The sequence below is a fragment of the Aeromicrobium sp. CnD17-E genome (genome assembly GCF_024124745.1).
Classification (GTDB): domain Bacteria; phylum Actinomycetota; class Actinomycetes; order Propionibacteriales; family Nocardioidaceae; genus Aeromicrobium.
On sequence record NZ_JAMXRU010000003.1, the window covers coordinates 1 to 24738 of the forward strand.

The 24738-nt window shown below is 71.8% G+C and carries 20 protein-coding genes and 1 pseudogene; 15 read left to right on the forward strand and 6 right to left on the reverse strand.

Features of this window, described 5'->3' with window-relative positions:
• From NH339_RS01375 to NH339_RS01385, 3 genes and pseudogenes are all read left to right on the forward strand, one after another.
• Positions 1-388 (forward strand): annotated as a pseudogene (locus NH339_RS01375) (amino acid permease); the annotation flags it as partial.
• A gap of 122 nt (positions 389-510) precedes the next feature.
• The gene (locus NH339_RS01380; protein WP_253021724.1) at positions 511-945 is read left to right on the forward strand and encodes a MarR family winged helix-turn-helix transcriptional regulator; all 435 of its coding nucleotides are present in this window, start codon (positions 511-513) and stop codon (positions 943-945) included.
• On the forward strand, positions 929-2248 hold the full coding sequence (locus NH339_RS01385; protein WP_253021726.1) for an MFS transporter: 1320 nt from the start codon (positions 929-931) through the stop codon (positions 2246-2248). Before NH339_RS01380 ends, NH339_RS01385 begins: the two co-directional genes overlap by 17 nt.
• An 81-nt stretch (positions 2249-2329) precedes the next feature.
• Here NH339_RS01385 and NH339_RS01390 read toward each other — a convergent pair whose 3' ends face one another.
• Positions 2330-4723, reverse strand: coding sequence for an immune inhibitor A domain-containing protein (locus tag NH339_RS01390; RefSeq protein ID WP_253021728.1), 2394 nt, complete (start codon positions 4721-4723; stop codon positions 2330-2332).
• Between the two features lie 249 nt (positions 4724-4972).
• Between NH339_RS01390 and NH339_RS01395 the strand changes: the two genes are divergently transcribed.
• Together NH339_RS01395 and NH339_RS01400 are read left to right on the forward strand one after the other, a co-directional pair.
• A complete protein-coding gene (locus NH339_RS01395; protein WP_253021730.1) occupies positions 4973-5473 on the forward strand; it encodes a CAP domain-containing protein in 501 nt (166 codons plus the stop codon).
• A 204-nt stretch (positions 5474-5677) separates the two neighbouring features.
• Positions 5678-5884: a cold-shock protein gene (locus NH339_RS01400; RefSeq protein ID WP_055967782.1), complete on the forward strand. Its 207-nt coding sequence runs from the start codon at positions 5678-5680 to the stop codon at positions 5882-5884.
• Positions 5885-5985: 101 nt separating this feature from the next.
• Here the strand turns inward: NH339_RS01400 and NH339_RS01405 are convergent, their stop codons facing one another.
• Positions 5986-6162 carry a hypothetical protein gene (locus NH339_RS01405; RefSeq protein WP_253021732.1) on the reverse strand — a complete coding sequence of 59 codons (177 nt, stop codon included), beginning with the start codon at positions 6160-6162 and terminating at the stop codon, positions 5986-5988.
• 67 nt (positions 6163-6229) lie between these two features.
• Positions 6230-7795, reverse strand: a complete 1566-nt coding sequence (locus NH339_RS01410; RefSeq protein ID WP_253021734.1) for a DUF6884 domain-containing protein — start codon at positions 7793-7795, stop codon at positions 6230-6232.
• A 158-nt stretch (positions 7796-7953) separates the two neighbouring features.
• On the opposite strand from NH339_RS01410, the gene NH339_RS01415 reads away from it, so the two are divergent.
• From NH339_RS01415 to NH339_RS01430, 4 genes are all read left to right on the forward strand, one after another.
• Positions 7954-8349: a co-chaperone YbbN gene (locus NH339_RS01415; protein ID WP_253021736.1), complete on the forward strand. Its 396-nt coding sequence runs from the start codon at positions 7954-7956 to the stop codon at positions 8347-8349.
• Between the two features lie 87 nt (positions 8350-8436).
• The gene (locus tag NH339_RS01420; protein WP_253021738.1) at positions 8437-8757 is read left to right on the forward strand and encodes a putative quinol monooxygenase; all 321 of its coding nucleotides are present in this window, start codon (positions 8437-8439) and stop codon (positions 8755-8757) included.
• Positions 8758-8807: 50 nt separating this feature from the next.
• Positions 8808-11465 carry a DEAD/DEAH box helicase gene (locus NH339_RS01425; RefSeq protein WP_253021740.1) on the forward strand — a complete coding sequence of 886 codons (2658 nt, stop codon included), beginning with the start codon at positions 8808-8810 and terminating at the stop codon, positions 11463-11465.
• Positions 11466-11598: 133 nt separating this feature from the next.
• On the forward strand, positions 11599-12975 hold the full coding sequence (locus NH339_RS01430; RefSeq protein ID WP_253021743.1) for a GntP family permease: 1377 nt from the start codon (positions 11599-11601) through the stop codon (positions 12973-12975).
• Between the two features lie 44 nt (positions 12976-13019).
• Here NH339_RS01430 and NH339_RS01435 read toward each other — a convergent pair whose 3' ends face one another.
• The gene (locus NH339_RS01435) at positions 13020-13703 is read right to left on the reverse strand and encodes a FadR/GntR family transcriptional regulator (RefSeq protein WP_253021745.1); all 684 of its coding nucleotides are present in this window, start codon (positions 13701-13703) and stop codon (positions 13020-13022) included.
• A gap of 32 nt (positions 13704-13735) precedes the next feature.
• On the opposite strand from NH339_RS01435, the gene NH339_RS01440 reads away from it, so the two are divergent.
• The gene (locus NH339_RS01440) at positions 13736-14272 is read left to right on the forward strand and encodes a gluconokinase (RefSeq protein ID WP_253021747.1); all 537 of its coding nucleotides are present in this window, start codon (positions 13736-13738) and stop codon (positions 14270-14272) included.
• Here NH339_RS01440 and NH339_RS01445 read toward each other — a convergent pair whose 3' ends face one another.
• Positions 14273-15502: a lipase family protein gene (locus NH339_RS01445; protein ID WP_253021749.1), complete on the reverse strand. Its 1230-nt coding sequence runs from the start codon at positions 15500-15502 to the stop codon at positions 14273-14275.
• A 199-nt stretch (positions 15503-15701) separates the two neighbouring features.
• Here NH339_RS01445 and NH339_RS01450 point away from each other — a divergent pair, with 199 nt between their 5' ends.
• From NH339_RS01450 to betT, 3 genes are read left to right on the forward strand one after another with little or no spacing between them, the layout of a single operon-like run.
• Positions 15702-17207 (forward strand): aldehyde dehydrogenase family protein, encoded by a 1506-nt coding sequence (locus tag NH339_RS01450; protein ID WP_253021751.1) that lies wholly within the window; start codon positions 15702-15704, stop codon positions 17205-17207.
• A gap of 11 nt (positions 17208-17218) precedes the next feature.
• Positions 17219-18961, forward strand: coding sequence for a choline dehydrogenase (gene betA, locus NH339_RS01455; protein ID WP_253021753.1), 1743 nt, complete (start codon positions 17219-17221; stop codon positions 18959-18961).
• Positions 18958-21006: a choline BCCT transporter BetT gene (gene betT, locus NH339_RS01460; RefSeq protein WP_253021755.1), complete on the forward strand. Its 2049-nt coding sequence runs from the start codon at positions 18958-18960 to the stop codon at positions 21004-21006. Before betA ends, betT begins: the two co-directional genes overlap by 4 nt.
• Positions 21007-21158: 152 nt before the next feature.
• On the opposite strand, the gene bluB is transcribed toward betT, so the two are convergent.
• Positions 21159-21809, reverse strand: a complete 651-nt coding sequence (gene bluB / locus NH339_RS01465) for a 5,6-dimethylbenzimidazole synthase (protein WP_253021757.1) — start codon at positions 21807-21809, stop codon at positions 21159-21161.
• 98 nt (positions 21810-21907) lie between these two features.
• Here bluB and NH339_RS01470 point away from each other — a divergent pair, with 98 nt between their 5' ends.
• Entirely contained in the window at positions 21908-23482 is a 1575-nt protein-coding gene (locus NH339_RS01470; protein WP_253021759.1) for an alkaline phosphatase, read from the forward strand.
• Entirely contained in the window at positions 23479-24723 is a 1245-nt protein-coding gene (locus NH339_RS01475) for an alkaline phosphatase family protein (RefSeq protein ID WP_253021761.1), read from the forward strand. Before NH339_RS01470 ends, NH339_RS01475 begins: the two co-directional genes overlap by 4 nt.
• Positions 24724-24738 lie beyond the last annotated feature (15 nt).

Below are 24738 nucleotides of genomic sequence, written 5' to 3' on the forward strand. Positions count from 1 at the left end.
GTCCTTGCTCGGCGGGGTCAGCCGCACCACGCTGGCCATGAGCCGCGACCGTCACCTGCCGAGGGCGCTCGCCCACGAGTCGTCGCGCGGCGTGCCCGCGGCCGCCCAGGTCGCGGTGGCGCTCGTCGTCGTGGCCGCCCTCCCGTTCGTCGACGCGGTCGAGGCCGTCGCGGCGTCGAGCGGCTGCGTGCTGGTCTACTACGCCCTCACGAACGCCGCGGCCGTCACCCTCGGCGGCACCGTCCTGCGGGTGCTCGCGGTCGCGGGTCTCGTCGGGTGCGTCCTGCTGGTGCTGTCGCTGCCGCTCGCGGGCGTGCTCTGGACCGGCGCGGTGGTCCTCGTGGGCCTCGTCGCTGGCCGCCTCACCCTGGCCCGTACCGCGGCCTGATCCCTCCCCGCGTTCTGTGGACTTCGTGACGATCTGTCGACCGAGAACCGTCACGAAGTCCACACGACGCGGAAGGGAGGGGCGCGCGGCGCGATACATCAGGTGCTGATATAGTTGGTTGCATGCAGCAACCTGACGTCGCGCGCCTGTCCCAGGCCCTGCGCGAGCTGGTCGCGGTCGTCTCCCGCGACTCGGCCACGCGAGGCCTGAGCCGCACGGCCGCAGGGACGCTGTCCGCGCTCGACCGGCACGGTCCGTGCCGCGTCTCGGACCTGACCCGGCTCGAGGCCGTCGGGCAGCCCGCGATGACCGGACTCGTCCAGCGGCTCGAGGCCACCGGCCTCGTCAGCCGCACGAGCGACCCCAGCGACCGCCGAGCGACCCTCGTCGCGATCACCGACGCCGGACGCTCCGCCCTCGCGGAACGACGCCGGAGCCAGGACGCCCTGATCGCCGCCCGACTCGGCCGCCTCTCACCCGACCGACTCGACGCACTCGGCCACGCCGTCGACGCGCTCGTCGAGCTGACCCAGGAGGACCATGACCAGCCCCACTGACCAGACACCCGACACCGGTGGCCACGGCTCCGCCCGAGCGAGCCTGCTCGGACAGCCGAAGGCCGTCTACGCGGTCGCGTTCGCCTGCGTGATCTCCTTCATGGGGATCGGCCTCGTCGACCCGATCCTGCCCGCCCTCAAGGAGCAGCTCGACGCCACCGAGAGCGAGGTGACGCTGCTCTTCACCAGCTACCTCGTGGTCACCGCCGTCGCCATGCTCGTGACGAACGCGGTCTCCAGCCGGTTCGGCGCCAAGCGCACCCTCGTGGTCGGCCTGGCCATCATCGTGGTCTTCTCCGCGCTCGCCGGGTCGAGCGGCAGCATCGAGGGCATCGTCGCCTTCCGTGCCGGCTGGGGACTGGGCAACGCCCTGTTCATCGCCACGTCGCTCGCCGCCATCGTCTCCAGCGCACGGGGCGGGTTCGCTGGAGCGATCATCCTCTACGAGGCAGCTCTCGGACTCGGCATCGCGGCAGGCCCCCTGGTCGGCGGCACGCTCGGCAACATCAGCTGGCGCGGCCCGTTCTACGGCGTCGCCGTCCTCATGTCGATCGCGCTCGTCGCGACGGTGCTCCTCCTGCCGTCCACGGCGAAGCCCACGCACACGACGCCGATCAGCGCCCCGCTCAAGGCACTGCGCCACCGGGGCCTGGCGACGATGAGCGTCGCTGCCCTGCTCTACAACTGGGGCTTCTTCACGATGCTCGGGTACGCCCCGTTCCCGATGGCGCTGTCCATCACGCAGCTCGGCTGGGTGTTCTTCGCCTGGGGCGTCCTGGTCGCGTTCTTCTCGGTGGTCGCCGCCCCGTGGCTGCAGCAGCGCCTCGGCACGTCGGTGTCGCTCTACGCGGCCTTCACCCTCTTCGCGGTCGACCTCGCGCTGATGGCCACCGACCCCACCGACCAGCGACTCATGGTCGGCTGCGTCATCGCGGCGGGCATCTTCATCGGCATCAACAACACGCTGATGACGCAGGCCGTCATGACGATCTCGCCGGTGGAGCGTCCCGTGGCGTCCGCCGCGTACGGCTTCGTCCGCTTCATCGGCGGCGGTCTCGCCCCGTTCGCCGCCGGCCGGATGGTGCAGGCATGGTCGGTGCACGTGCCCTTCGCCATCGCGGCGGTGGCCGTGCTGGGCGCCGCGGTCGTCCTGTCCACCGCCCACCGGGCCCTGCGCGACGCTGATGCCGGGCTCGACGAGGACGGTCACGTCGTCACCGACCAGGACGACGTCGCGGGCGAGGTCGCCGACGAGTTCGGTGGCGCACCCGGTGCCATCGACGAGGCGTTGCACGCCCGCTGAACCGGTCCACGACGACGGGGCGCGCACCTTCTCGGTGCGCGCCCCGTCTGGTCGGGACCCTGTCCGGTCGAGCCGGTCAGCTCAGTTGAACCGGACCTTCAGCGACGTGCCCTTCTCCGACAGCACCCGGACCTTGACCCCGGCACCGGGCAGCTTCACGCCGTGCTGCGGCGCCTCCGCGTAGAAGTACTTCTTCGTGTCGTCGAAGAGCGGGGCGGCGGCCTGTCCACGGACGTACGTGGGCTTGCCGTCGGTGTGCAGCGTCATCGAGTCGGCCTTCCGCGTCGAGAACGGCGCGTCGTAGACCTGGACGCGGGCACGGAACGGCTTGCCCGTCGTCCTGTCGATGATCGGTCGCGGCCGGGCGTCGATCGGCAGGTTCCGACCCTCACCCGGGTGGGTGATGGTGTTGTTGTCGGCCTGCGACGTGTCCCAGTAGGAGATCAGCAGACCCTGCTGGTAGGCGTAGTGCTCGACCCAGTCCGGGCGGGTGCTCGCGAAGCCGAAGTTGTACGGCCCCGTCCGCAGGTACCGGTCGTAGGAGACGTACGAGCGGTGGCCCATGACGTAGAAGTTGTCGTAGGCGTCGGTGGTCGACGAGCCCACGACGCTGAACCCGTCGAGCGTCCAGGCGCCCGCACCGTCCTCCGCGCCGTCGGACGTCAGCGTCGAGCCGCCAGCGGTCACCGCGACGTCGTCGACGAACAGGCCGGGCAGCGCGAGACCACCGTCGGTCTTGTACAGGAACCGGAGCTGGACGCTCTGGCCCGCATAGGCGTCGAGCGGGACCGACAGGTCGGTCCAGGTCTCCTGCTCACCGTCGATGCCTGGGCGACCCGACGTGTCGTCGCCGATCGGCGTGCCGCCGACGGTGCCGTCGAGCGCGGTCCACGTCGAGCCGCCGTCGGTCGACGCCTGGACGTACGCGTAGTCGTAGCCCTCCTCGATCTCGTACCGGACCTGCGCCGTCAGCTCGGCGTCGGTCGCGCCCGACGGGATGCTGACCTGTGTCGTCATGGTGGTCGCGAGGTCGTCACCGGAGCCGGAGTGGAACTGCTTCGAGCCCGCCGCCGGCGCTCCGAGGTCGCGGGTGACCTCCTTCTTCGGGAGCACCACGACGGCACCCTGCGCCTTGGCGGTGTTGTACTCCTGGGGCCCGAGCTCGAGGGTCCGCCTCTCCTTGGCCCCGACGACCTCGTAGTCGAGCCAGCCGAGCTGCAGCTTCTCCCACGCACCCAGGTCGCCCGCGCGCTCGCCGAGGGCCTCGCCCTTGGCGTTCAGCCGCGACTGCGCCATGAGCGTCCAGTACTCGTTGCTGTTGTCGCCACCCGCCGTGCTGTACGCGTCGGGCAGGCCGAGGTCGTGACCGTACTCGTGGACGAAGACGGAGAGACCACCGTTCTCCGGCTGCACGGTGTAGTCGCCGATCCAGAGCCCGGTGTCGCCGATCTGCGTGCCGCCGAGACGGTTCTGCGACGGCCCCGTGACGCCCTGGTCGGTGAGGAAGGCGTACCAGCGGTGCGACCAGATGGCGTCCTCGCCGTAGGTCGCGTCGCCGTCCTCCTCGCCGTGACCGGCGTGGACGATCTGGAAGTGGTCGATGTAGCCGTCGGGCTCGTTGAAGTCGCCGTCGCCGTCGTAGTCGTAGCGGTCGTAGACGTCGTACTCCGCGAGCTGCTGCTTGATCTGCGCGTCGGTGCGGCCGGCCTTGCGCTGGTCGGCCACCCACTGCGTCGTGGCGTCCTGGATCAGGTTCCACGTCGAGGCGTCGTCGCGGCCGTAGCGCGCGGTGTTGTACTTCACCTTCACCCAGTCCGAGACGGTCCCGTCGACCGTGTAGCGACCGGACGACTGCGTCTCGTAGTACGTCTTGACCGACTCGACGTCGCGGCCCGTCTTGAAGTACAGGTCCTGGTAGTGCTGACGGTCGTAGTCGGGCTGCCAGACGGTCGAGTTGTCCTTCGACCGGTCCGGCTCCTCGATCTGGTTGTGCTGGGGGCCGTCGAACGTCTCCGGTCCCGGCGTGGCGGGATCGGTGTCGGCGTCCGGGTAGTCGGGGTGCCGCTCGTCGCCGAACTCCGCGAGGATGACGAAGATCTTGTCGGCGCGCTCCTGCGACAGCTCGACGTACTGGTCCTTGCGCTTGCCCTTCGCCGCGCGCTCCTTGGCGCCGCGCGACGCCTTCGGGCTCGCGAGCGTCGCGGCGTCGGCCGGAGCCGCGGCCTCGCCGACCTTGACGACGGTGCTGCCGTTGCGGGTGACGGGCTTCGCCTCGCCGCTCACGACGGACGCGACGGCCTGCTCCCGCAGCTCCCGACGCTTGTCCTCGAGCGGGTTCGGCAGGTCGTGGTCCTTCTGGACGCGGTCGACCCCCTGCTGTGGCGGCGCCTCGGCCGCCGTGGTCGGTGCTGCGAACGTGAGTCCGAGCGATGACGCGAGCCCGATCCCGAGCACGCATGACGTGACACGCTTCACGTGGTCCCCCCTAGGAACAACTGATGTCTCGGGGGCCGGTCGGCCCCCTGTCGCGTCGGCGGGCCGGTGGGCTCGTCCGACACGAGGCTCGGGCCAACCTAAACGTTTGCTGAGGACGACGACAGTCTTGACTTCACCGGTGACTAGTACTAAAGAACTAGTTCTCCGGTCGATCTCTGGTCAGGACCTAGTGCCCGGGACCCAAAGGTGTGAGACTGACCAGGTTCGGTCCCCGTCACCAGGAGCAGCATGCGTACCACCATCGCCGTCGTCCTCACCGCGCTCCTCGTGAGCCTCACGGGAGGCTCCGCCCACGCCGTGGTGCGGGTCAGCGTCTACTCCCAGCAGATCCTCGAGCAGACCAACGGGGTCCGGGCGAAGTTCGACCGACCCAAGCTCGCGCTCAACAGCTGCATGGACCGCTACGCCGACTCCTGGGCCAAGCACCTCGCCACGCAGGAGAAGGCGCTCGTCCACCGTTCGTCTTCGTCGCTGAAGACCATCATGAAGGAGTGCGGCCTGCGCAGCATCGGCGAGAACCTGGCGTTCGGCTACCCGGACGGTCGCAGCGTCGTCGGCCGCTCCACCGACAAGGTGTGCTCGTCCTCGTGCTCCAAGATCAACTGGATGACCTCCGGCGGCCACCGCGCCAACCAGATGAACGCCGCGTTCCGCCGCATCGGCGTGGGCGCGTGGCGCGACAGCAACGACCGCTACTACTCCGTCGCGCTGTACGGCCAGCCCGGCTGACCGGGGCCGCCGGTGCCGGCGACCGACGCGCCGAGACGGCGTTCGGCCCGGGTCGCGACCGTGTCCTAGGCTGGTGTCGTTGCCGTTGGATTTAACCGTGCCGGCAGCTCGGGGACCGCACACCGGGCGCTCTGCTCAGCGGGTGAAACGACGGACGACGCGTCCACGACGGTCGTGGACGCACCCGAAGGAGTAGTAGGAAAGATGGCAACCGGAACGGTCAAGTGGTTCAACGCCGACAAGGGCTTCGGCTTCATCGCGCCCGACGACGGCAGCGAGGACGTCTTCGCCCACTTCAGCGCGATCCAGACGAGCGGCTACCGCTCGCTCAACGAGAACCAGAAGGTCGAGTTCGACGTCGAGCAGGGCCAGAAGGGCCTGCAGGCGGCGAACATCCGTCCGCTGGACTGACCTCAGCACCGACGACACGGCCCCGCGAAGCGCATGCTTCGCGGGGCCGTGTCACGTCACCGGCGCGTGAGGGACACGCGGTGACCGCAGCGGGTCCGGTCTCAGAGGTGACCGGACTCGTCCCAGGCGTGCTGGGCGAAGTCGGTGCCGCGCTCGCGGACCGCCAGGGTCGCGTCGGCAGCGACCGGTCGGTCCAGGACGCCCAGTGGACGCCCGGGGAACCGGGCGGACGCAGCAGCGACGTCGGAGGGGCGGAAGTCGAAGGTCAGATCGTCCATGTTCATGAGGCTAGTCTCATGTTCGACGGTCCGACACCCCTACCGGACGGTAGTCTTGCGCGCCGCGTCAGCGGATGGCACGACGCAGCTCGCCGAGGCGTCGACGCACCTCGCCGGCACGGAGGTGGTCGACGTTCAGGGGCGGCTCGAGCTGCTCGACGACGTGCTGGGCGAGCTCACGGATCGCCTCGCGGTCGTGCATCGGCCAGGTGACGACCCGCAGGTGCTGCTGCATCCAGTCGGTGACGACCGGGTCGTCCAGGCCGTCCGCTCGCAGCGGCTCCTGCAGGATCGTGGCCAGCGCGGCACGGAAGGTCGAGGAGCGGGAGCGTCCGTGCAGCTGGACGGTCTGCACGAGGTGGCGCACCGTCGTGACGACGTCGTCGGTCCGGCCCACGGCTCCCGCGTGCCCCACGTGCAGCACCCCGGCGCCGACGGGCAGCATCAGGCTGCGGTTGAGCACCCGGGCGCCCTCGGCGTCGACGTGCCAGGCGAAGACCCCCGCGACCTCCTGGATGGCGTCGAGGTCCTGCGGCCTCACGGCGTGCTCGGTGCCGGCAAGGTGCTCGACCGCCGCCAGCACCGCGTCGCCGGGACCGTCGTGCACCGGACCTGCCTGCACCGCAGGTGCCGCTGCGGCACGGGGGCCCGGGGTCACCGGCTCCTCCCCGGCCTCGCCCTCGACCGCAGCCGTGGACTGCTCCACGGCGACCCGCGGTTCGCTGACGACCGGTACGGGACGCGACTCGTCACCGCCGACCGTGACCTCCGCTCCGGCGTCCTGGAGCACCGCGGCGAGAGGTCCCACGTAGGCCTCAGGCGCGACCAGGTGCACCCGTCGCCCCGCCACCGGACCGTCGAGGGACTCCAGGCGCACCAGCACCCACTGGGCCCAGACGCCGCGGTAGACCGGGTCGAGGTCGGCGAGGTCGCGCGAGTCGGGCGAGACCCACTCCCCCGGCTCGAGGAGCCCGTGCTCGGCCGACAGCACGAACCACGTGGCACCACGCGCCTGCGCACGGAGCCGGGCGGCCTGGAAGCGGTCCGCGCGGTAGACCTCGCGGGCCGGGGCCGGCACGAGCACGCGCTCGCCCGCACCGGCCAGCAGCAGCACGTCGGCGGACTCGGCGGTCGGGTCGCGGACCTCCAGCCGAGGCCCGGCGAGCCCGGCTCGCTCGACGATGTCCTCGAAGGTCGCCAGCTGCGCCGAGGGTCCCGGACCGTCGTGCCGCGCCTCGACGTCGGGTTCGGGCCGGGCCTGGACGACGGTCGCCTCCGTGAAGGCCGACGTCGCGAAGCTCGCCTCACGTCGGGCCCGGTCGACGGGCGCAGCGGGAGGTGCCGGGTCGTCAGGCGCCTCGGGCAGGTCGGGGTCGAGCTTGCGCTCCTCGGGCGGGATCACCTCGTACAGGCCACGGGCGACGCGCCGGAACAGGGACGACCTGACCGCGAACTGCGGCTGCTTGGGCCGACCGCCCTCGCACAGGCCCACCAGGTGCGCGCGGATGGTGGCCTGGCTCACCTCGGGATAGCGTCGGGCGAACCAGCGGTGGACGTGCTCGTAGCCGAAGGGGTCGGGCATCGCGTCGGCGCACTCGTACATCAGCTGCCAGACTGGCTTGTCGTACTTCACCGCACCTCCCGATCCCGTGTCATGCCGCTCCTCGACAGGTACGCAGAGACCACGACCCGCGATCCATGACGCGACGGGACGTGGATCACAGGGAATGCGCGAGAGCGACGTGTCGTTCACGCTGGGGTACGACCCACGACGTCTCCGGAAGGACCCTCATGTCGACCATCGACCTCACCGCCCAGAGCTTCGAGGAAGCCGTCACCGGCGAGGGCATCACCCTCGTGGACTGGTGGGCGTCCTGGTGCGGTCCGTGCCGGCAGTTCGCGCCCGTCTACGACGCCGCGAGCGAGCAGAACCCCGACGTGACCTTCGGCAAGATCGACACCGAGGCCGAGCAGGAGCTCGCCGGAGCCGCCGGCATCACGTCGATCCCGACGCTCATGGCGTTCCGCGACGGCGTGCTCGTCTTCAGCCAGCCCGGTGCGCTGCCCGCGCCGGCTCTCGACCAGGTGATCCAGGCGGTCCGCGACCTCGACATGGACGACGTCCAGCGTCAGGTGGCCGAGGCGCGCGCCGCCGAGCAGCCGGGCACGCCCGACGCGGACGCCTGAGTCCGAGCCCCCACTGGCCCACCGCCCCACCTCGGGCGGCGGCCCCTCGCGCCGAGGGGCGCGACACCACCACCGGAAGGGACCCCCATGATCCTGATCAACGTCAAGTTCTCCGTGCGCCCCGAGGCCGTCGAGCAGTGGCCCGAGGCCGTCCGCCCGTTCACCGAAGCCACGCGCGCCGAGGAGGGCAACCTGTTCTTCGAGTGGTCGCGCAGCCTGGAGGAGGAGAACACGTTCGTCCTCGTCGAGGGCTTCCAGGACGACGCCGCCGAGGCGCACGTCTCGAGCCAGCACTTCGCCGACGGTCTGGAGGCGATGCGTCCGCTGCTCACGTCCACGCCGCAGATCATCAGCCACACGATCCCCGTCGACGGCTGGGGCCGCATGGGCGAGCTCCAGGTCGACTGAGCGCCCAGGCCCCTGCCCCGTCGCCGGACCGCGTGAGGGACACTAGAGGGATGCCCACGACGACCGACCTGCGCGTGCTGCTGCGCCACCCGGTCGACTTCGTGGTCGCCGACGACCCCGCCGCCTCGCGGTTCGTCTTCACCGCGCCCGACGGGGAGCACGAGGTGACGGCGAGCGACGCCATCGGTCCGCTCAGCCAGGGCATCCGGACGATGAACGCGGACCCGTCGGTCCGGGCGTGGGCCACGCCCGCGATCCTCGCGCTGCGACTCATGGCCACCGGACGGCTCGCCGCGCCCGACTCCTCCTCCGCGTCGCAGCTGCAGGACGCGGCGCGCTCGGTCGGTGCCGACGCGGCGTCGGGACAGGCGAAGGTCCGGGGCTTCCTCGCGGCGCTCGCGGTGGACGCACCCGCCGTCGCCACGCAGCCTCAGGACGACGCGGTGCCGGACCCGCAGGGCATGCGTCGCCGGAGCCGCCCGAGCGGCGCAGCGCCACCACCGCTCGTCGAGCAGGCGCCCGTCCGGCCGCGCGCGTTCAGCGGGCAGCTGGTGGTCACCTTCCGGCAGTCGGCCGACGCCGAGGGCCACGTGGCCGACGTGCGCCTGAAGGTCAAGCCGCTCGACGCGTCGTGGTCGGCCGTCGACGTCGCCGACCTGTGGCGTCGCGACGACCACCACTTCGGGGCAGGCGCGCGACCCGGGGTCCGGACCCTGGTCAGCACGGCTGCCGCCGCCTGGCCGACCCTCACGCGCATGCTCGGGCGGCTCGACCAGGGCTCGGTGCCGCTCACGGCCGAGGAGGTCGGCGAGCTCGGACGCACCCGCGTCGCCAGCCTGCTGCGCTCGTACCGGGTCGAGGTGCTGTGGCCCGACGGCCTGGTCCGCTCCCTCGACTCGCGCCCGACCGTCCGCCGGGTCGGCGACGCGATGCCGCACGACCGGCCGCGCGCGTTCGGCCGCTCGCAGGTGTTCCGCTTCGACTGGAACCTCGCCCTCGGCGACGAGACGCTCACCGCCGAGGAGCTCGACGTGCTGGCCGAGGCCCAGCACGGTCTGGTGCGCCTGCGCGAGCGCTGGGTGCTGGTCGACCCGGCCCGCACGCAGGCCCTGCTGGAGCGGCGCACGCACGAGCTCACCGCGATCGAGGCCCTGCGCGCCGCCGTGTCCGGCGAGATCGAGATCGACGACGTGCGCACCGACGTGTCGACCGAGGGCTGGCTCGACGACGTGCGCCGCCGGCTCGCCGAGCACGGGTCGCGCGACCCCGTCGAGCCGTCGCCGCGGCTGCACGGGACCCTGCGCGAGTACCAGCGCGACGGTCTGCGCTGGATGGCCCAGCTCGTCGACCTCGGGCTGGGCGGCATCCTCGCCGACGACATGGGCCTGGGCAAGACCGTCATGCTCATCGCGCTGCACCTGCACCTGGAGGACCAGGCGCGCGCGGCCGGACGGCCCGTGGCCCCCACGCTCGTCGTCTGTCCTGCGTCCGTCGTGGGCAACTGGGTCCGCGAGATCGAGCGGTTCGCGCCGGGCGTGCCGGTCCGACGCCACCACGGCACCGGGCGCAGCCTGGTCGGTGTGACCGAGGGCTTCGTCGTCACGACCTACGCCACGCTGCGCCGGGACGCGGTCGACCTCGCCGACGTCGAGACCGGCTGGGGCGTGGTCGTCGCCGACGAGGCGCAGTACGTCAAGAACGTCCGGTCGGCGGCCGCCAAGGCGCTGCGATCCATCCCGACGCCGGTCCGTCTCGCCCTGACGGGCACGCCCGTGGAGAACGGCCTGACGGAGCTGTGGTCGATCCTGGACTGGACCACCCCGGGATTGCTCGGCGGGCTCGAGGAGTTCCGGCGCCGGTGGTCGCGACCCATCGAGCGCGGTCAGGACCGCGACCGTGCCGGCGAGCTGTCGCGCCTCGTCCGCCCGTTCCTGCTCCGGCGGCGCAAGAGCGACCCGGGCATCGCGCCCGAGCTGCCACCGAAGACCGAGACCGACTACCGGGTGCACCTGACGCGGGAGCAGGTCGGCCTCTACGAGGCCGTCGTGCGCGAGACGATGGCAGAGATCGAGTCCAGCGAGGGCATGCAGCGTCGCGGGCTCGTCGTCCGGCTGCTCACGCAGCTGAAGCAGGTCTGCAATCATCCTGCGCAGCTCCTGCGCGAGCCGCGGGCCACGCTGACGGGCCGGTCCGGGAAGCTCGACATGCTGGACGAGCTGCTCGACGAGATCGTCGCCGCCGACGGCGCCGCCCTCGTCTTCACGCAGTACGCGCAGATGGGGCACCTGCTCACCCGGCACCTGACCGAACGACGCATCCCCGTGCAGTTCCTCCACGGCGGCGTCCCCGTGCAGACCCGCGAGCAGATGGTCACGCGCTTCCAGGCGGGCGAGGTCCCGGTGTTCGTGCTGTCGCTGAAGGCCGGAGGCACCGGCCTCACGCTGACCCGCGCCGACCACGTCATCCACTACGACCGCTGGTGGAACCCGGCCGTCGAGGACCAGGCCACCGACCGGGCCCACCGCATCGGCCAGACCAAGCCGGTGCAGGTCCACCGCATCATCGCGGAGGGCACGATCGAGGAGTCCGTGGCCGAGCTGATCGCCTCGAAGCGGGCACTGGCCGACGCCGTCGTGAACGCGGGCGAGAGCGCGCTGACGGAGCTGACCGACGCCGAGCTGGTCGAGCTGGTGCGACTGCGCCGCTGACCCGGCCGAGCTGGCCGGCGGACGGCCACCCCGACTTGCCTTGGTACTACCTTTCGTGGCACGCTCACGTGACCTGCCTCACGTCCCGCGTCGCCCGCCGGGTGACCCTCGTCCCCTCACGTCCGGAGGCCCCGTGGATCCCATCGACCCCGTGCACGGGACCGGCGTCCTGCTGGCCATCGCGCTGGCCGCCGTCGTCCTGCTGCTCGTCCTCATCATCCGCGTCAAGCTGCACGCCTTCGTCGCGCTCGTCCTGGTCAGCCTGCTCACGGCCGTCGCCACCGGCATCCCGCTCGTCGACGTGCCCACCGCGCTCACCTCGGGGTTCGGCTCGACGCTGGCGTCGGTGGCCCTGCTGGTCGGCTTCGGCGTGATGATCGGCCGCCTCCTCGAGGCCTCCGGCGGCGCCCAGGTGCTCGCCGACACCCTCGTGTCACGCTTCGGCGAACGCCGCGCCCCGCTCGCCCTCGGCGTCGCAGCCTTCCTCTTCGGACTGCCGATCTTCTTCGACGCGGGCCTCGTGGTCTTCCTGCCCATCGTGCTCACCGTGGCCCGCCGGTTCGGCGGGTCGGTGCTGGTCTACGCGCTCCCCGCCGCCGGCGCCTTCGCCGCGACCCACGCGCTCCTGCCGCCGCACCCCGGACCCGTCGCCGCCGGCACGGTCATGGGCGGCGACCTCGGCGTCGTCCTGCTCGTGAACCTGCCCATCGCGGTCGTCAGCTGGTACGTCGGCGTGTACCTGTTCTCGCGGTGGGTCGGCTCTCGCGTGCACGTCGACGTCCCGACCCTCCTGCTGGGCGAGGAGCAGGACGGCGGAGACGACTCGACCCCTCCGCCGGTCGCCCTCGTGCTGTCCATCCTGCTGGTCCCCCTCGTCCTCATCGGGCTCAACACGGTGCTCACCACGCTCGTGGCCGGCGGCACGCTGGCCGAAGGGCAAGGCTGGATCGACGCCCTCGTGCTCGTCGGGACGACGCCCGTGGCCCTGCTGCTCACGCTGCTGCTGACCATCGGGACCCTCGGACGACGCGGCCGCTCCCTCGCGGAGACGGGTGCCCTGCTCGACGCGTCGCTTGGGCCGGTCTGCTCGGTCATCCTCATCACGGGAGCGGGCGGCATGCTCGGCGGCGTCCTGCGTACGAGCGGCGTCGGCGCGGCTCTCACGGACTCCCTCGGCGGGCTGGGCGTCCCGCTGCTGCTGCAGGCGTTCCTGCTCGCTGCGGCACTGCGCGTGGCCCAGGGCTCCGCGACGGTGGCCCTCACCACCGCGTCCGGCCTCGTCGCCGCGCAGACCGCCGACCTCTCCGACGTGCAGGTCGCGCTGCTCGTCACGGCGGTCGCCGCCGGCGCGACGGTGCTCTCCCACGTCAACGACTCCGGCTTCTGGCTCGTCAGCCGGTTCTTCGGCCTGGACGTCCGCACGACGCTGAGGACCTGGACCGTCATGGAGACCACGCTGGGACTCAGCGCCCTGGCGCTCGCCGCCGTCGCCTACCCTCTGGTCGCATGAGTCAGCACCGCCGTCCGGGACCGTACGCGCACCCGACGGGCGACTCAGTCCTGTCGGAGCTGACCGACGACCTCGACGCAGATCGCGTGCATCGCGGCACGCGCCGCCTCGGCCTCCCCCGCGGCGACCGCGCGAGCGACCTCCGCGTGCAGACGTCGGGCCTCGGGCGCGGGCTCCGACGGCATGAGGTCGTGGTCGGTGCGACCGCGCAGCACCTCCTCCACGACGTCACCGAGAGCCCGGAACATCGGGTTGCCGGTGCCGTCCAGGAGGAGCCGGTGGAAGGTCACGTCGAGCTCCAGGAAGGCCTGCAGGTCGCCGCCGGCCCCGGTGCGCTCGAGCTCGTCGGCGAGGCGCAGGAGTCGACGCCGCGTCTCGGGCGTCGCGTTGACGGCCGACAGCGCCGCGCTCGTCGGCTCGACGGCCGCGCGCAGCTGCGCCAGCTGGTGCAGCAGGCGTCCGCGACCAGGCCCCGCGAGGCGCCAGCGGATGACGGACGGCGCGTAGTGGTCCCACCGCTCCTCGGGCAGGACGGTCACGCCCGTGCGACGACGGCTCTCGACCAGCCCCATGGAGGCGAGCACCTGCACGACCTCGCGCGCGACGGTGCGCGAGACCTCGTAGTCGGCGCGGATCGCGTCGAGCGTCAGCGCGTCGCCCGGGGCGAGCAGACCGTCCACGATGCGTGGACCGAGGTCGGCCAGGACCTCCTCGTGCGCCGTCGGCATGAGGAGGACTCTAGGGCGTGCGGGGGCCGACCATGAGCGGCGCGCTCCAGGTCGTCGTGATGGGCGTCTCGGGCACCGGGAAGTCGGCCGTCGGGTCGCGCGTCGCCGAGCGGCTGGGCGTCCCGTACGTCGAGGGCGACGAGCACCACCCGGCGGCGAACATCGCGAAGATGGCCGCGGGGACGCCGCTGAACGACGACGACCGCCGACCCTGGCTCGAGGAGCTCGCCGAGGTGCTCGCCAGCAGGGAGCGCGCGGGCGCCTCCACGCTCCTCGGGTGCTCGGCGCTACGCCGCTCCTACCGCGACCTGCTCCGCGGCGGCCTGCCGACAGGGACCGTCGGCTTCCTCCACCTGGTGGCCGAGCCCGACGTGCTGCACCGACGCATGGAGGAGCGTGAGCACTTCATGCCCCCGAGCCTGCTGCGCAGCCAGCTCGCGACGCTCGAGCCGCTCGAGCCCGACGAGCTCGGCACGGCGATCGACGTCGACGCCCCGCTCGACGAGGTGGTCGAGCGGGGCGTCGAGGCCGTGCGCGCCCTCGCGGGACGCGGTGCCGTGCTGCGCTAGCTAGAAGGTGCCGCAGGTGGAGACGAACGGCGCTCCGGCCACCCGGCCCTCGAGGAACGCGAACGCGCTCGGGAACCCGGCGACGAACCCACCGACGTGCGTCGGCGTCACGAGGGTCTGGAAGCGGACCTTGGCACCCTGCGAGCACCAGGACCGCGCCATGTCGCGTCCCTGCTGGTAGTCGACGACGTCGTCGAGCCCGGAGTGACTCACCAGGCTGGGGACGGACGGCGCGGTGGCCCCGAGGCGTCGCTCGGCGAGCGCGGCGGCGATGTCGGGTCGGCTCAGGTAGTCGGCGATCGGTCGGCCCTCGTTCGTCAAGGTGGAGGTGCGGACGAACGCGTTCGGCACGATGCCGTCCACGAGGCACGTGTCCAGGACACGATCGAGGAACTGCTTGCCCTGCGCGTTGAGCAGGTCCCTGATGCGCAGCTGGGGCTCCGCGTCGTCGAGAGCCGCGACGGCGTACCCGAGGAAGAGCGAGTACGGCGAGCCGTCGAGCTTCGGGGCGACGCGCGAGAGGTCGGCGGGCACGGCGCCGGCGTAGCCGCCCTTGAGCCTCAGCTCCGGGGCGTACGACGCGGCCAGCTCGAGCGCGCCGGCGGCGGCGTTGCCGCCCTCGGAGTACCCCGACACGAGGACGGGTGCGGTGCTCGTGACGATGCCGAGGCGCTGGGCCGCCCGCACCGAGTCGAGGACGTTGCGCCCCAGGGCGCGTGCATCGACGTACGGGTGCACGCCCGGCGTACCGAGACCCTCGTAGTCGGTGACGGCCACGGTGTACCCCCGTGCGAGGAGGCCCTTGATGAAGGCACCCTCGTACTCGGTGCCCGCGGCCAGCTGCCGCGACGGGGCACACCGGTCGGCCATGCCCTGGGTGCCCACGGCGTACGCGACGACCGGACGCTCCCCCGCGCCCACCCAGGCACCGCGCGGCTTGAGGATCGTCCCCGTCACGACGGTCGGGCCCGAGGCGTTGGCGCTCGTGTACATGACGCGGGTGACGTCGGCCGGCGCCCTGAGGGCCTTCAGCGGATCGAGGTAGAACACCGACGGCTCGCTGCGCAGCACCGTGCCGGGCGCACCCGACGTGTCCGCGGGCGGCGTGTAGAAGTCGTCGGCCGACGCCGGCGGTGCGGCGACGAGGCCCGCGCCGAGCGTGGCGGCGAGGGCGAGCAGGAGACGGCGTCCTCGGGACGGACGTCGTCGGGACAGGACGGACTGAGACATGGTGGGACCCCCTCCGCGCGACACCCTCGGTCGCGCCTGGCCAGTGTGACGGTGAGTTACATCACAGGTCAACCGGGAGCGTGCGCGACCGGGTGCACGCCCGAGGTCCCGCCCGGCGGCCCGTCCGACGAGGGGCTGATTTGCGAACGTCTCCCAGAACCGATTGGGTCGAAGGACCGACCGACCCCAGGAGGATCTGTTGACCACCCTGTTCATCGACGGCCGGTGGCGCGACGCGTCGGACGGCGAGAGCCGCACGATCCGCTGTCCCGCCGACGGCCGCACCGTGACCACCGTCGCCGAGGCGACCTCCGCCGACGCGGCCGACGCCGTCCGCGCCGCCCGACGTGCCTTCGACGACGGCCCGTGGCCCCGGACGCCCGCCCCGGAGCGCGCCGCACTGCTCCACCGTCTCGCCGACCGGCTCGAGGCGGAGAAGGAGGACGTCGCACGACTGGAGGCCCTCGACACCGGCAAGCGCACGGTGGAAGCACGCATCGACGTCGACGACGTCGTGGCCGTGTTCCGGCACTTCGCCGGCCTGGCACAGGCCGACGCCGGCCGCGTGGTCGACACCGGGCAGCCGCACGTGGCGAGCCGCGTCGTGCACGAGCCGGTCGGCGTCTGCACGCTCATCACCCCCTGGAACTTCCCCCTGCTGCAGACGTCGTGGAAGGTCGCTCCGGCCCTCGCCACGGGCTGCACGTTCGTGCTCAAGCCGAGCGAGCTGACCCCGTCGACGGCGATCTGGCTGGTGCGGACCCTCGCCGACCTCGATCTGCCCGACGGCGTCGCCAACCTCGTCCTCGGTGCCGGCGACCGCGTGGGCCCGACGCTCACCGAGGCCCCCGAGGTCGACCTCGTGTCGTTCACCGGCGGCCTCGTGACCGGCCGACGGATCATGGCCGCGGCCGCCCCGACCGTCAAGAAGGTCGCCCTCGAGCTCGGCGGCAAGAACCCGAACGTGGTGTTCGCGGACGCCGACTGGGAGGCGGCGGTCGACAACGCGCTCACGGCGGTCTTCCTCGACTCGGGCCAGGTCTGTTCGGCCGGCACGCGGCTCGTCGTCGAGGACTCGATCCACGACCGGTTCGTCGACGAGCTGGTCGCCCGTGCTGCACGGATCCGGCTCGGCGGACCCGACGACGAGCACGCCGAGACCGGCCCGCTGATCAGCGCCGCCCACCGCGAGAAGGTCGAGGCCTACGTCGCGGCCGGCGTCGCGGAGGGGGCCGTGCTGCGCGTGGGCGGGGCCCGGCCCGACGACCCGGACCTCGCGGACGGCTTCTACTACCTGCCGACCATCCTCGACGAGTGCTCGGCCGACATGTCCTGCGTGCAGGACGAGAGCTTCGGACCGGTCCTGACCGTCGAGCGGTTCACGGGCGACGACGCCGACGCCCTCGAGGACGCGGCGGTCTCGATCGCCAACGACACGATCTACGGTCTCGCCGGGGCCGTCTGGACGCAGGACGCCGGTCGCGCCGAGCGGGTCGCGTCGCGGCTGCGCCACGGCACGGTCTGGATCAACGACTACCACCCGTACGTGCCGCAGGCGGAGTGGGGCGGCTTCAAGCAGAGCGGCGTCGGCCGCGAGCTGGGCCTCGCCGGGCTCGAGGAGTACCGCGAGTCCAAGCACGTCTGGCACAACACCCGACCCGCGCCGAGCGGCTGGTTCGGCGCCGACCCCGCCCCGCGGGCCTGACGGAGGTTCCCATGCAGAGCTACGACTACGTGATCGTCGGCGGCGGGTCCGCCGGCTCCGCCCTCGCCAACCGGCTGAGCGCCGACCCGGGCACGAGCGTCCTGGTGCTCGAGGCGGGTCGCCCGGACACCAAGCTCGACCCGTTCATCCACATGCCCGCCGCGCTGCCCTACCCGATCGGCAGCCGCTTCTACGACTGGCGCTACGAGTCCGAGCCCGAGCCGCACATGGGCGGGCGCCGGGTCTTCCACGCCCGCGGCAAGGTGCTCGGCGGCTCCTCGTCCATCAACGGCATGATCTTCCAGCGCGGCAACCCGCTCGACTACGAGCGGTGGGCGCGCGACCCCGGGCTCGAGCAGTGGGACTACGCGCACTGCCTTCCCTACTTCAAGCGCATGGAGACCTGCCTCGCAGGCGCCGACGCCTGGCGTGGCGGCTCGGGACCGCTCGTGCTGGAGCGTGGACCCGCCACGTCGCCGCTGTTCGGCGCCTTCTTCGAGGCCGTCCAGCAGGCCGGCTACCCGCTCACCGACGACGTGAACGGCTACCGCCAGGAGGGCTTCGCGAAGTTCGACCGCAACGTGCACCGGGGTCGACGGCTGAGCGCCAGCCAGGCCTACCTGGCGCCCGTCCGGCACCGTCGGAACCTGACGGTGCACACCCTGTCGCTGGTCACCGGCCTGCGCATGCAGGGCACGCGGGTCGTCGGCGTCGACTACCTGCGTGGTGGCCGCCTCGAGCGCTCGGTGGGCGCGGGCGAGGTGATCCTGTGCGGCGGTGCCTTCAACTCCCCGCAGCTCCTGCAGCTGTCAGGCATCGGCAACGCCGAGGAGCTGCGGGCGCTGGGCATCGACCCGGTCGTGGACCTGCCCGGTGTCGGCGAGAACATGCAGGACCACCTCGAGGTGTACATCCAGCACGCGTCGAAGCAGCCGGTCTCGATCGCTCCCTGGCTCAAGCACCGGCACAAGCCGCGCATCGGCGCCGAGTGGATGTTCCTGCGGCGCGGCGTCGGCGCGTCGAACCACTTCGAGGCCGGTGGCTTCGTCCGCAGCAACGACCAGGTCGACTACCCGAACCTCATGTTCCACTTCCTGCCCATCGCCATCCGCTACGACGGCTCGAAGCCGGCAGGCGGGGAGGAGAACGGTGGTCACGGGTACCAGGTGCACATCGGTCCGATGTACTCCGACGTGCGCGGATCGTTGAAGATCCGCAGCCGGGACCCACGCGAGCACCCGGCGCTGCGCTTCAACTACCTGTCGACCGAGAACGACCGACGCGAGTGGATCGAGATGGTCCGCGCGGCGCGTGACATCCTCGAGCAGCCGGCGTTCAGCGCCTTCAGCGCGGGCGAGATCTCCCCCGGCCCGGGCGTGCAGACCGACCAGGAGATCCTCGACTGGGTGGCGCAGGACGCCGAGACCGCGCTGCACCCGTCGTGCACCGCCAAGATGGGCACGGACGAGGCGAGCGTCGTCGACCCCGCCAGCATGCGCGTCCACGGCACGCAGGGGCTGCGCGTCGTCGACGCGTCGGTGTTCCCGTACGTGACCAACGGCAACATCTACGCGCCGGTGATGATGGTGGCCGAGAAGGCCGCCGACCTGATCGCCGGCAACACGCCGCTCGCCCCGCTCGACGTGCCCTTCTACCGCCACGGCACGGGCATGCCGCTGTGGCCGGAGGGCGACCCCCGCAACGCCGCGCCGGTGCCGGGCACCGTCCGGGCTGACGCGGGAGCGACCTCGTGACCGACGTCGTCGACGACGGGTCCGCCGTCGCGACGTCGCCGGAGCCCGCGTCGCGGGTGAATCTGCCCGTGCTGGTCGGCGCCTCGGTGGTGATCCTCGGGATCACCGCGTGGGGCCTGCTCGCACCCCGCAGCGCCGAGGCGGGCCTCGGCACGCTGGTCGGCTGGGCCACCGACTGGTTCGGCTGGTTCTACGTGCTCCTCGCCACCGTGATCCTCGTGTTCGTCGTCTTCCTCGCCACGTCGCGGTTCGGTCGGACGAAGCTCGGACCGGAGCACGCGCAGCCGGAGTTCAGCACCTTCGCGTGGGCCTCGATGCTGTTCGCGGCCGGGATCGGCACCGACCTGATGTTCTTCGCGGTGGCCGAGCCGGTCACGCAGTACCTGGCACCACCGACGGGCGAGCCCGAGACGGTCGACGCCGCCCGCGAGGCCACCGTCTGGACCCTCTTCCACTACGGCATCAGCGGCTGGGGCATGTACGCGCTCATGGGCGTCGCCCTCGGCTACTTCGCCTACCGGATGAACCTGCCGCTCGCGGTCCGGTCGGCCCTGCACCCGCTCATCGGGCGACGCACCGAGGGCTGGATGGGCGACGGGGTCGACCTCGCCGCCGTGCTCGGCACGATCTTCGGCGTCGCCACCACCCTCGGGATCGCCGTCGTCCAGCTCAACGTCGGGCTGAACATGCTCTTCGACGTGCCCCTGGGCCTCACGGCGCAGGTCACGCTCATCGTCGTCGGCGTCGCCATGGCCACGCTCTCGGCCGTGTCGGGCGTCGACAAGGGCATCAAGTGGCTCTCGCAGGCCAACGTCCTGCTGGCCGTCGTCCTGGCGGTCTGGATCCTCGTCACCGGACGCACGACCTACCTGCTCGACGCGCTCGTGCTCAACGTCGGCGACTTCGTGCGCCTCTTCCCGGAGATGTCGCTGCAGACGTTCGCCCACGAGGACACCGGCTCCTGGATGTCGGACTGGACGCTGTTCTTCTGGGCGTGGTGGATCGCGTGGGCGTCCTTCGTCGGCCTGTTCCTGGCCCGGATCTCCCGGGGCCGCACCATCCGCCAGTTCGTGCTCGGCACGCTGCTGATCCCGTTCCTGTACATCCTCATGTGGATCTCGATCTTCGGGAACGCGTCGATCGACCTCGTCCGCCAGGGCAACCAGTCGTTCGGACAGCTGACGCTCGAGGCACCCGAGCAGGGCTTCTACACGATGCTCGCGCAGTACCCCGGCTTCACCTTCCTCGCGTCGATCGCGACGTTCACGGGTCTGCTGTTCTACGTGACGTCCGCCGACTCCGGCGCACTGATCATGGCGAACCTCTCCTCCCGCATGCGCGACGTGCACGCGGACGCGGGAGCGGCCCTGCGCATCTTCTGGGCGGTCACGACGGGTGCTCTCACGATCGCGCTGCTGTCGGTCGGGGGCATCGCGACGCTGCAGTCGGCCACGATCATCATGGGCATCCCGTTCGCCCTGGTCATGGTCGCGGTGATGGTGGGCCTGCACCGCGCGCTCAAGGCCGAGGCGTGGATCGTCGACTCGCGCGACGGCGCCCTGCACGGCGTCCTGTCGAGCCGGAGCGCGCCCGAGCGCGGCGGCCCGGGCCAGTGGCGCTCGCGCCTGAGGCGGGTCATGTCGTTCCCGAGCCGCGCCAGGGCCGAGGAGTTCCTCGACCGCGTCGTGGCGCCCGCGTTGCAGGAGGTGGCGGGTGAGCTCGCCACGACCTGTGCCGCCGCGGACGCCCGCCGCTGCACCGACGAGGACGGCAGACCCGGGGTCGAGCTCACGGCGGAGGTCGCGGACGGGTCGACCCCGTTCTGCTACCGCGTCGCGCTGCGGGAGGTCCCCATCCCGGTCTACAGCTCCTCGCTGGTGCCCCGGGGCGACGACTACTACGCCCGCCTCGAGGTCCACCTGCGCCACGGCGGACAGGGGTACGACGTCATGGGCTACACCCACGGCCAGCTCATCGACGACGTGCTCGACGCGTACGAGAGCCACCTGGAGTTCCTGCGCCTCGCGGACGGCACGTCGATCTAGCGAGAGGCGGCAGGACCGGCCCAGGGGAAGCGACCCGGCCCCGCCGCCCGTCCCGAGAGAAGGTCATCCTCCCTCGCCCGCGCCGGTGAGGAGGGCGTCGGACGGCTCTTCCATGAGAACCGACCGTCAACGTCAGGTCAAGGGTCTGGGCGTCACCGGTCGGCAGGCCAGCGGTTCTCCGCGACCAGGTCCGCGAGCGGGCGGGGGCTGGTCCAGTGCTCCTCCTCGAGCATCGGGCGCTCGTAGAAGGCCTCGACCGGCCCGAGGCACAGGAGCGCGACCGGCTCCGCACCGTCGGGCATGGCGAGCTCGCGCGCCACGACGACGGGGTCGAACATCGACACCCAGCCCATGCCGTAGCCCTCGGCGCGCGCGGCCAGCCAGAGGTTCTGGATCGCGCAGGACGCGGAGGCGAGGTCCATGTGGGGCATGGTGCGTCGGCCGAACACGTGCTCGCCGCGTCCGTCGGGCAGCGCGACCACCAGCAGCTCGGCGCAGTCGAGGACACCCTCCACCTTCAGGCGCATGAACTCCTCGGCGCGCTCCCCCATCGCCTCCGCGGTCAGCCGACGCTCGGCGTCGACGTGTGCGTGGAGACGGCGCCGGAGCGCGGCGTCGGTGACCCGGACGAAGCGCCACGGCTGCATGAGGCCCACGCTCGGTGCTCGGTGGGCGGCCTCCAGCAGCCGCGCCAGCACGGCGGCCGGGACCTCGCCACCGGCGAAGTGCCGCATGTCGCGACGTTCCGCGATGACCCGGTGGACGACCTCGCGCTCGTGCGCGGCGTACGCGTGCTGGCTCACCCGGCGACGCTAGCAACCGGCGTCGGGGATCGACGCGTCGGCCGGTCGCCGACTGTTCACCTCCAGGACAGGGACCTCTGCCAGGGTGCGTCGTTGAGATGACCGTGACCTTCTTCCGCCACGGGGTGGCCTCCGGCGACCCCCTGCCCACCGCCGTCGTCCTCTGGACGCGGGTGACCCCCACCGCGAGCGCCACGCCCGGCTCCGGGCGCGGGCCGCGTGCCGACGTCTCGTGGGTCGTCGCCCTCGACCGTGCGTTCCGGCGCGTGGTGCGTCGAGGCAGCGTGACGACGAGCGCCGCCCAGGACCACACCGTCAAGGTCGACGTGACCGGCCTCGCCCCCGGCACGACGTACTACTACCGCTTCACGTACCAGCGGACGCGCTCGACGACCGGCCGTACCCGCACGGCGCCGGCGACGGACGCCGCGCCCGCGCGGATGCGCTTCGGGGTCGTGTCCTGCGCCAACTACGAGGCGGGCTACTTCAGCGCCTACCGCCACCTCGCGCAGCAGCAGGTCGACGTCGTCCTGCACCTCGGCGACTACATCTACGAGTACGGCACGGGCGAGTACGCCATGGGCCAGAAGAACGTCGTCGTGCGCCAGGCCGACCCGACGCACGAGATCGTGTCGCTCTCGGACTACCGCCGTCGGCACGCGCTCTACAAGACCGACCCCGACCTGCAGACGCTGCACCGCTCCGTCCCCTTCATCTGCACGTGGGACGACCACGAGTCGGCCAACGACGCCTGGCTCCAGGGCGCGGAGAACCACGACCCCGCCACGGAGGGTTCCTGGGCGGCTCGACGCGCTGCGGCCTACCGCGCCTACGACGAGTGGATGCCGGTCCGTCTGAGCGGCACGGCCCGGCTCGGCGACGGCACGCAGATCTACCGCCGGTTCACGTTCGGCCGGCTCGCCGAGCTCTCGATGCTCGACCTGCGCAGCTACCGCACCGCCCCAGGGGGTGCGTTCACCCAGGTGCCGTCGCGCGACGACGCCGGTCGCAAGATCGCCGGCGACGACCAGATCGCCTGGCTGAAGCGCGGGCTCAGCACGACCGCCTCGCAGTGGAAGCTCGTGGGCAACCCGGTGATGATCTCCCCCGTGCTCGTCCCTCCCCTGCCGAACCGGGTGCGCGACGGCCTGAAGGACTCCGTGGGACTGCTGCCCGCCGAGGGCGTGCAGTACAACACCGACCAGTGGGACGGGTACACGGTCGAGCGTCGGCAGGTGCTCGAGCACCTCGCCGACCAGAACATCACCGACACCGTCTTCCTGACCGGCGACATCCACTCCGCGTGGGCGTGCGACCTGCCGACGAACCCCGGCACCTACCCGCTCAGCACGACCGTCGGCACCGAGCTCGTCTGCACGTCGGTGACCAGCAACAACCTCAAGGACATCCTCGGGGCTCCGCCGCGCACCGCGTCGGTGGGCGTCGAGGAGGCGATCAAGACGGCGAACCGCCACGTCAAGCACCTCGACTTCGACAACCACGGGTTCTCGGTGCTGGACGTGACACCGGCGCGCGTGCAGATGGACTGGTACGTCATCAGCAGCCGCGCCGACCGAGCCGCGACCGCCACCTGGTCGACGTCCTACGAGGTCCCCGCATCGGCCCAGAAGGTCCGCAAGGTCAGCCAGCCCACGACAGGAGCTTCCGCATGAGCGCCCCCCAGCTCGATCGACGGACCGTGCTGCGCGCGGCTGCCGCCACCGGTGGAGCCGTCGTCCTCTCGGGCGCTGCCGGAGCGCCGTGGGCCTCCGCAGCGCCCGTCTCGTCCCAGCGCGTGTACGTGCTCGTGATCGACGGCTGCCGACCCGACGAGATCACGCCCGAGTCGACCCCGAACCTGCATGCGCTGCGCTCCGCCGGGCGCTGGTTCCCGCAGGCCCGCTCGATGCCGATCGCGGAGACCATCCCCAACCACGTGATGATGATGACCGGTGTGCGTCCGGACCGCAGCGGCGTCCCGGCGAACTCCATCTACGACCGTGCGCAGCAGAAGGTGCGCACGTGCGGCGAGCCGACCGACATCGTCTTCCCCACCATGCTCGAGCGCCTGCGCGAGCGCGGGCTGACCACCGGCTCGGTGCTCAGCAAGGACTACCTCTACAGCGTCTTCGGCACGCGAGCCACCTACCGGTGGGAGCCGTTCCCGCTGCTGCCGGTGACCAACCACGCCCTGGACGTGTTCACCATGAGCGCGCTGCGCACGATGATCTCCGAGGCCGACCCGCACCTCGTGTTCGCGAACTTCGGCGACATCGACCGCTTCGGGCACAGCGACCTCACGGGATCCAACCTGCAGGTGCTGCGCCGCACCGCGCTGACCTCCACCGACGCGCAGATCGGCTCGTTCGTCTCCTGGCTGCGCACCCGCAGCACCTGGTCGTCCACGACCGTGGTCGTGCTGGCGGACCACTCCATGGACTGGAGCGACCCCGACCGTCTCATCAGCCTGACGCGCGCCTTCAAGGGCAACGCCCTGCTCGACGGCAAGGTCGCGATCGCCGACAACGGCGGTGCCGACGTGATCAGCTACCTCGGCCGCAGCGCCGACCGGTCCCGTGCGCTGGCCGAGGCCACGCGGGTGGCTCTCGCGACGCCGGGCGTGCTCAGCGTCCGCACCACGGCACAGCTGCGCCTCGGCGCCAAGGCGGGCGACCTCGTCGTCTACTGCAAGTCGGGCTACCGCTTCTCCGACCCCGACCTGTACTCCAACCCGATCCCCGGCAACCACGGGCACCCCGCGACGGAGGCCATCCCGTTCTTCCTCGCAGGCGGCGCCGTCCGCCCGGCGGTGCTCAGCGAGCGCGCCGCGACGATCGACGTCGCTCCGACGATCGCGAAGATCTTCGGCCTGGGCGCTCCGCAAGGCGGTTTCGACGGCGTCACGCGTGTCTGAGCCGGTCGAACCAGG

Excerpts from the sequence above, each read along its gene's own strand:
- NH339_RS01380 (WP_253021724.1), top strand. The coding sequence starts at position 511 with ATGCAGCAACCTGACGTCGCGCGCCTGTCCCAGGCCCTGCGCGAGCTG.
- NH339_RS01385 (WP_253021726.1), top strand. The coding sequence starts at position 929 with ATGACCAGCCCCACTGACCAGACACCCGACACCGGTGGCCACGGCTCC.
- NH339_RS01395 (WP_253021730.1), top strand. The coding sequence starts at position 4,973 with ATGCGTACCACCATCGCCGTCGTCCTCACCGCGCTCCTCGTGAGCCTC.
- NH339_RS01400 (WP_055967782.1), top strand. The coding sequence starts at position 5,678 with ATGGCAACCGGAACGGTCAAGTGGTTCAACGCCGACAAGGGCTTCGGC.
- NH339_RS01405 (WP_253021732.1), bottom strand. The coding sequence starts at position 6,162 with ATGGACGATCTGACCTTCGACTTCCGCCCCTCCGACGTCGCTGCTGCG.
- NH339_RS01415 (WP_253021736.1), top strand. The coding sequence starts at position 7,954 with ATGTCGACCATCGACCTCACCGCCCAGAGCTTCGAGGAAGCCGTCACC.
- NH339_RS01420 (WP_253021738.1), top strand. The coding sequence starts at position 8,437 with ATGATCCTGATCAACGTCAAGTTCTCCGTGCGCCCCGAGGCCGTCGAG.
- NH339_RS01425 (WP_253021740.1), top strand. The coding sequence starts at position 8,808 with ATGCCCACGACGACCGACCTGCGCGTGCTGCTGCGCCACCCGGTCGAC.
- NH339_RS01435 (WP_253021745.1), bottom strand. The coding sequence starts at position 13,703 with ATGCCGACGGCGCACGAGGAGGTCCTGGCCGACCTCGGTCCACGCATC.
- NH339_RS01440 (WP_253021747.1), top strand. The coding sequence starts at position 13,736 with ATGAGCGGCGCGCTCCAGGTCGTCGTGATGGGCGTCTCGGGCACCGGG.
- NH339_RS01445 (WP_253021749.1), bottom strand. The coding sequence starts at position 15,502 with ATGTCTCAGTCCGTCCTGTCCCGACGACGTCCGTCCCGAGGACGCCGT.
- betA (WP_253021753.1), top strand. The coding sequence starts at position 17,219 with ATGCAGAGCTACGACTACGTGATCGTCGGCGGCGGGTCCGCCGGCTCC.
- NH339_RS01470 (WP_253021759.1), top strand. The coding sequence starts at position 21,908 with ATGACCGTGACCTTCTTCCGCCACGGGGTGGCCTCCGGCGACCCCCTG.
- NH339_RS01475 (WP_253021761.1), top strand. The coding sequence starts at position 23,479 with ATGAGCGCCCCCCAGCTCGATCGACGGACCGTGCTGCGCGCGGCTGCC.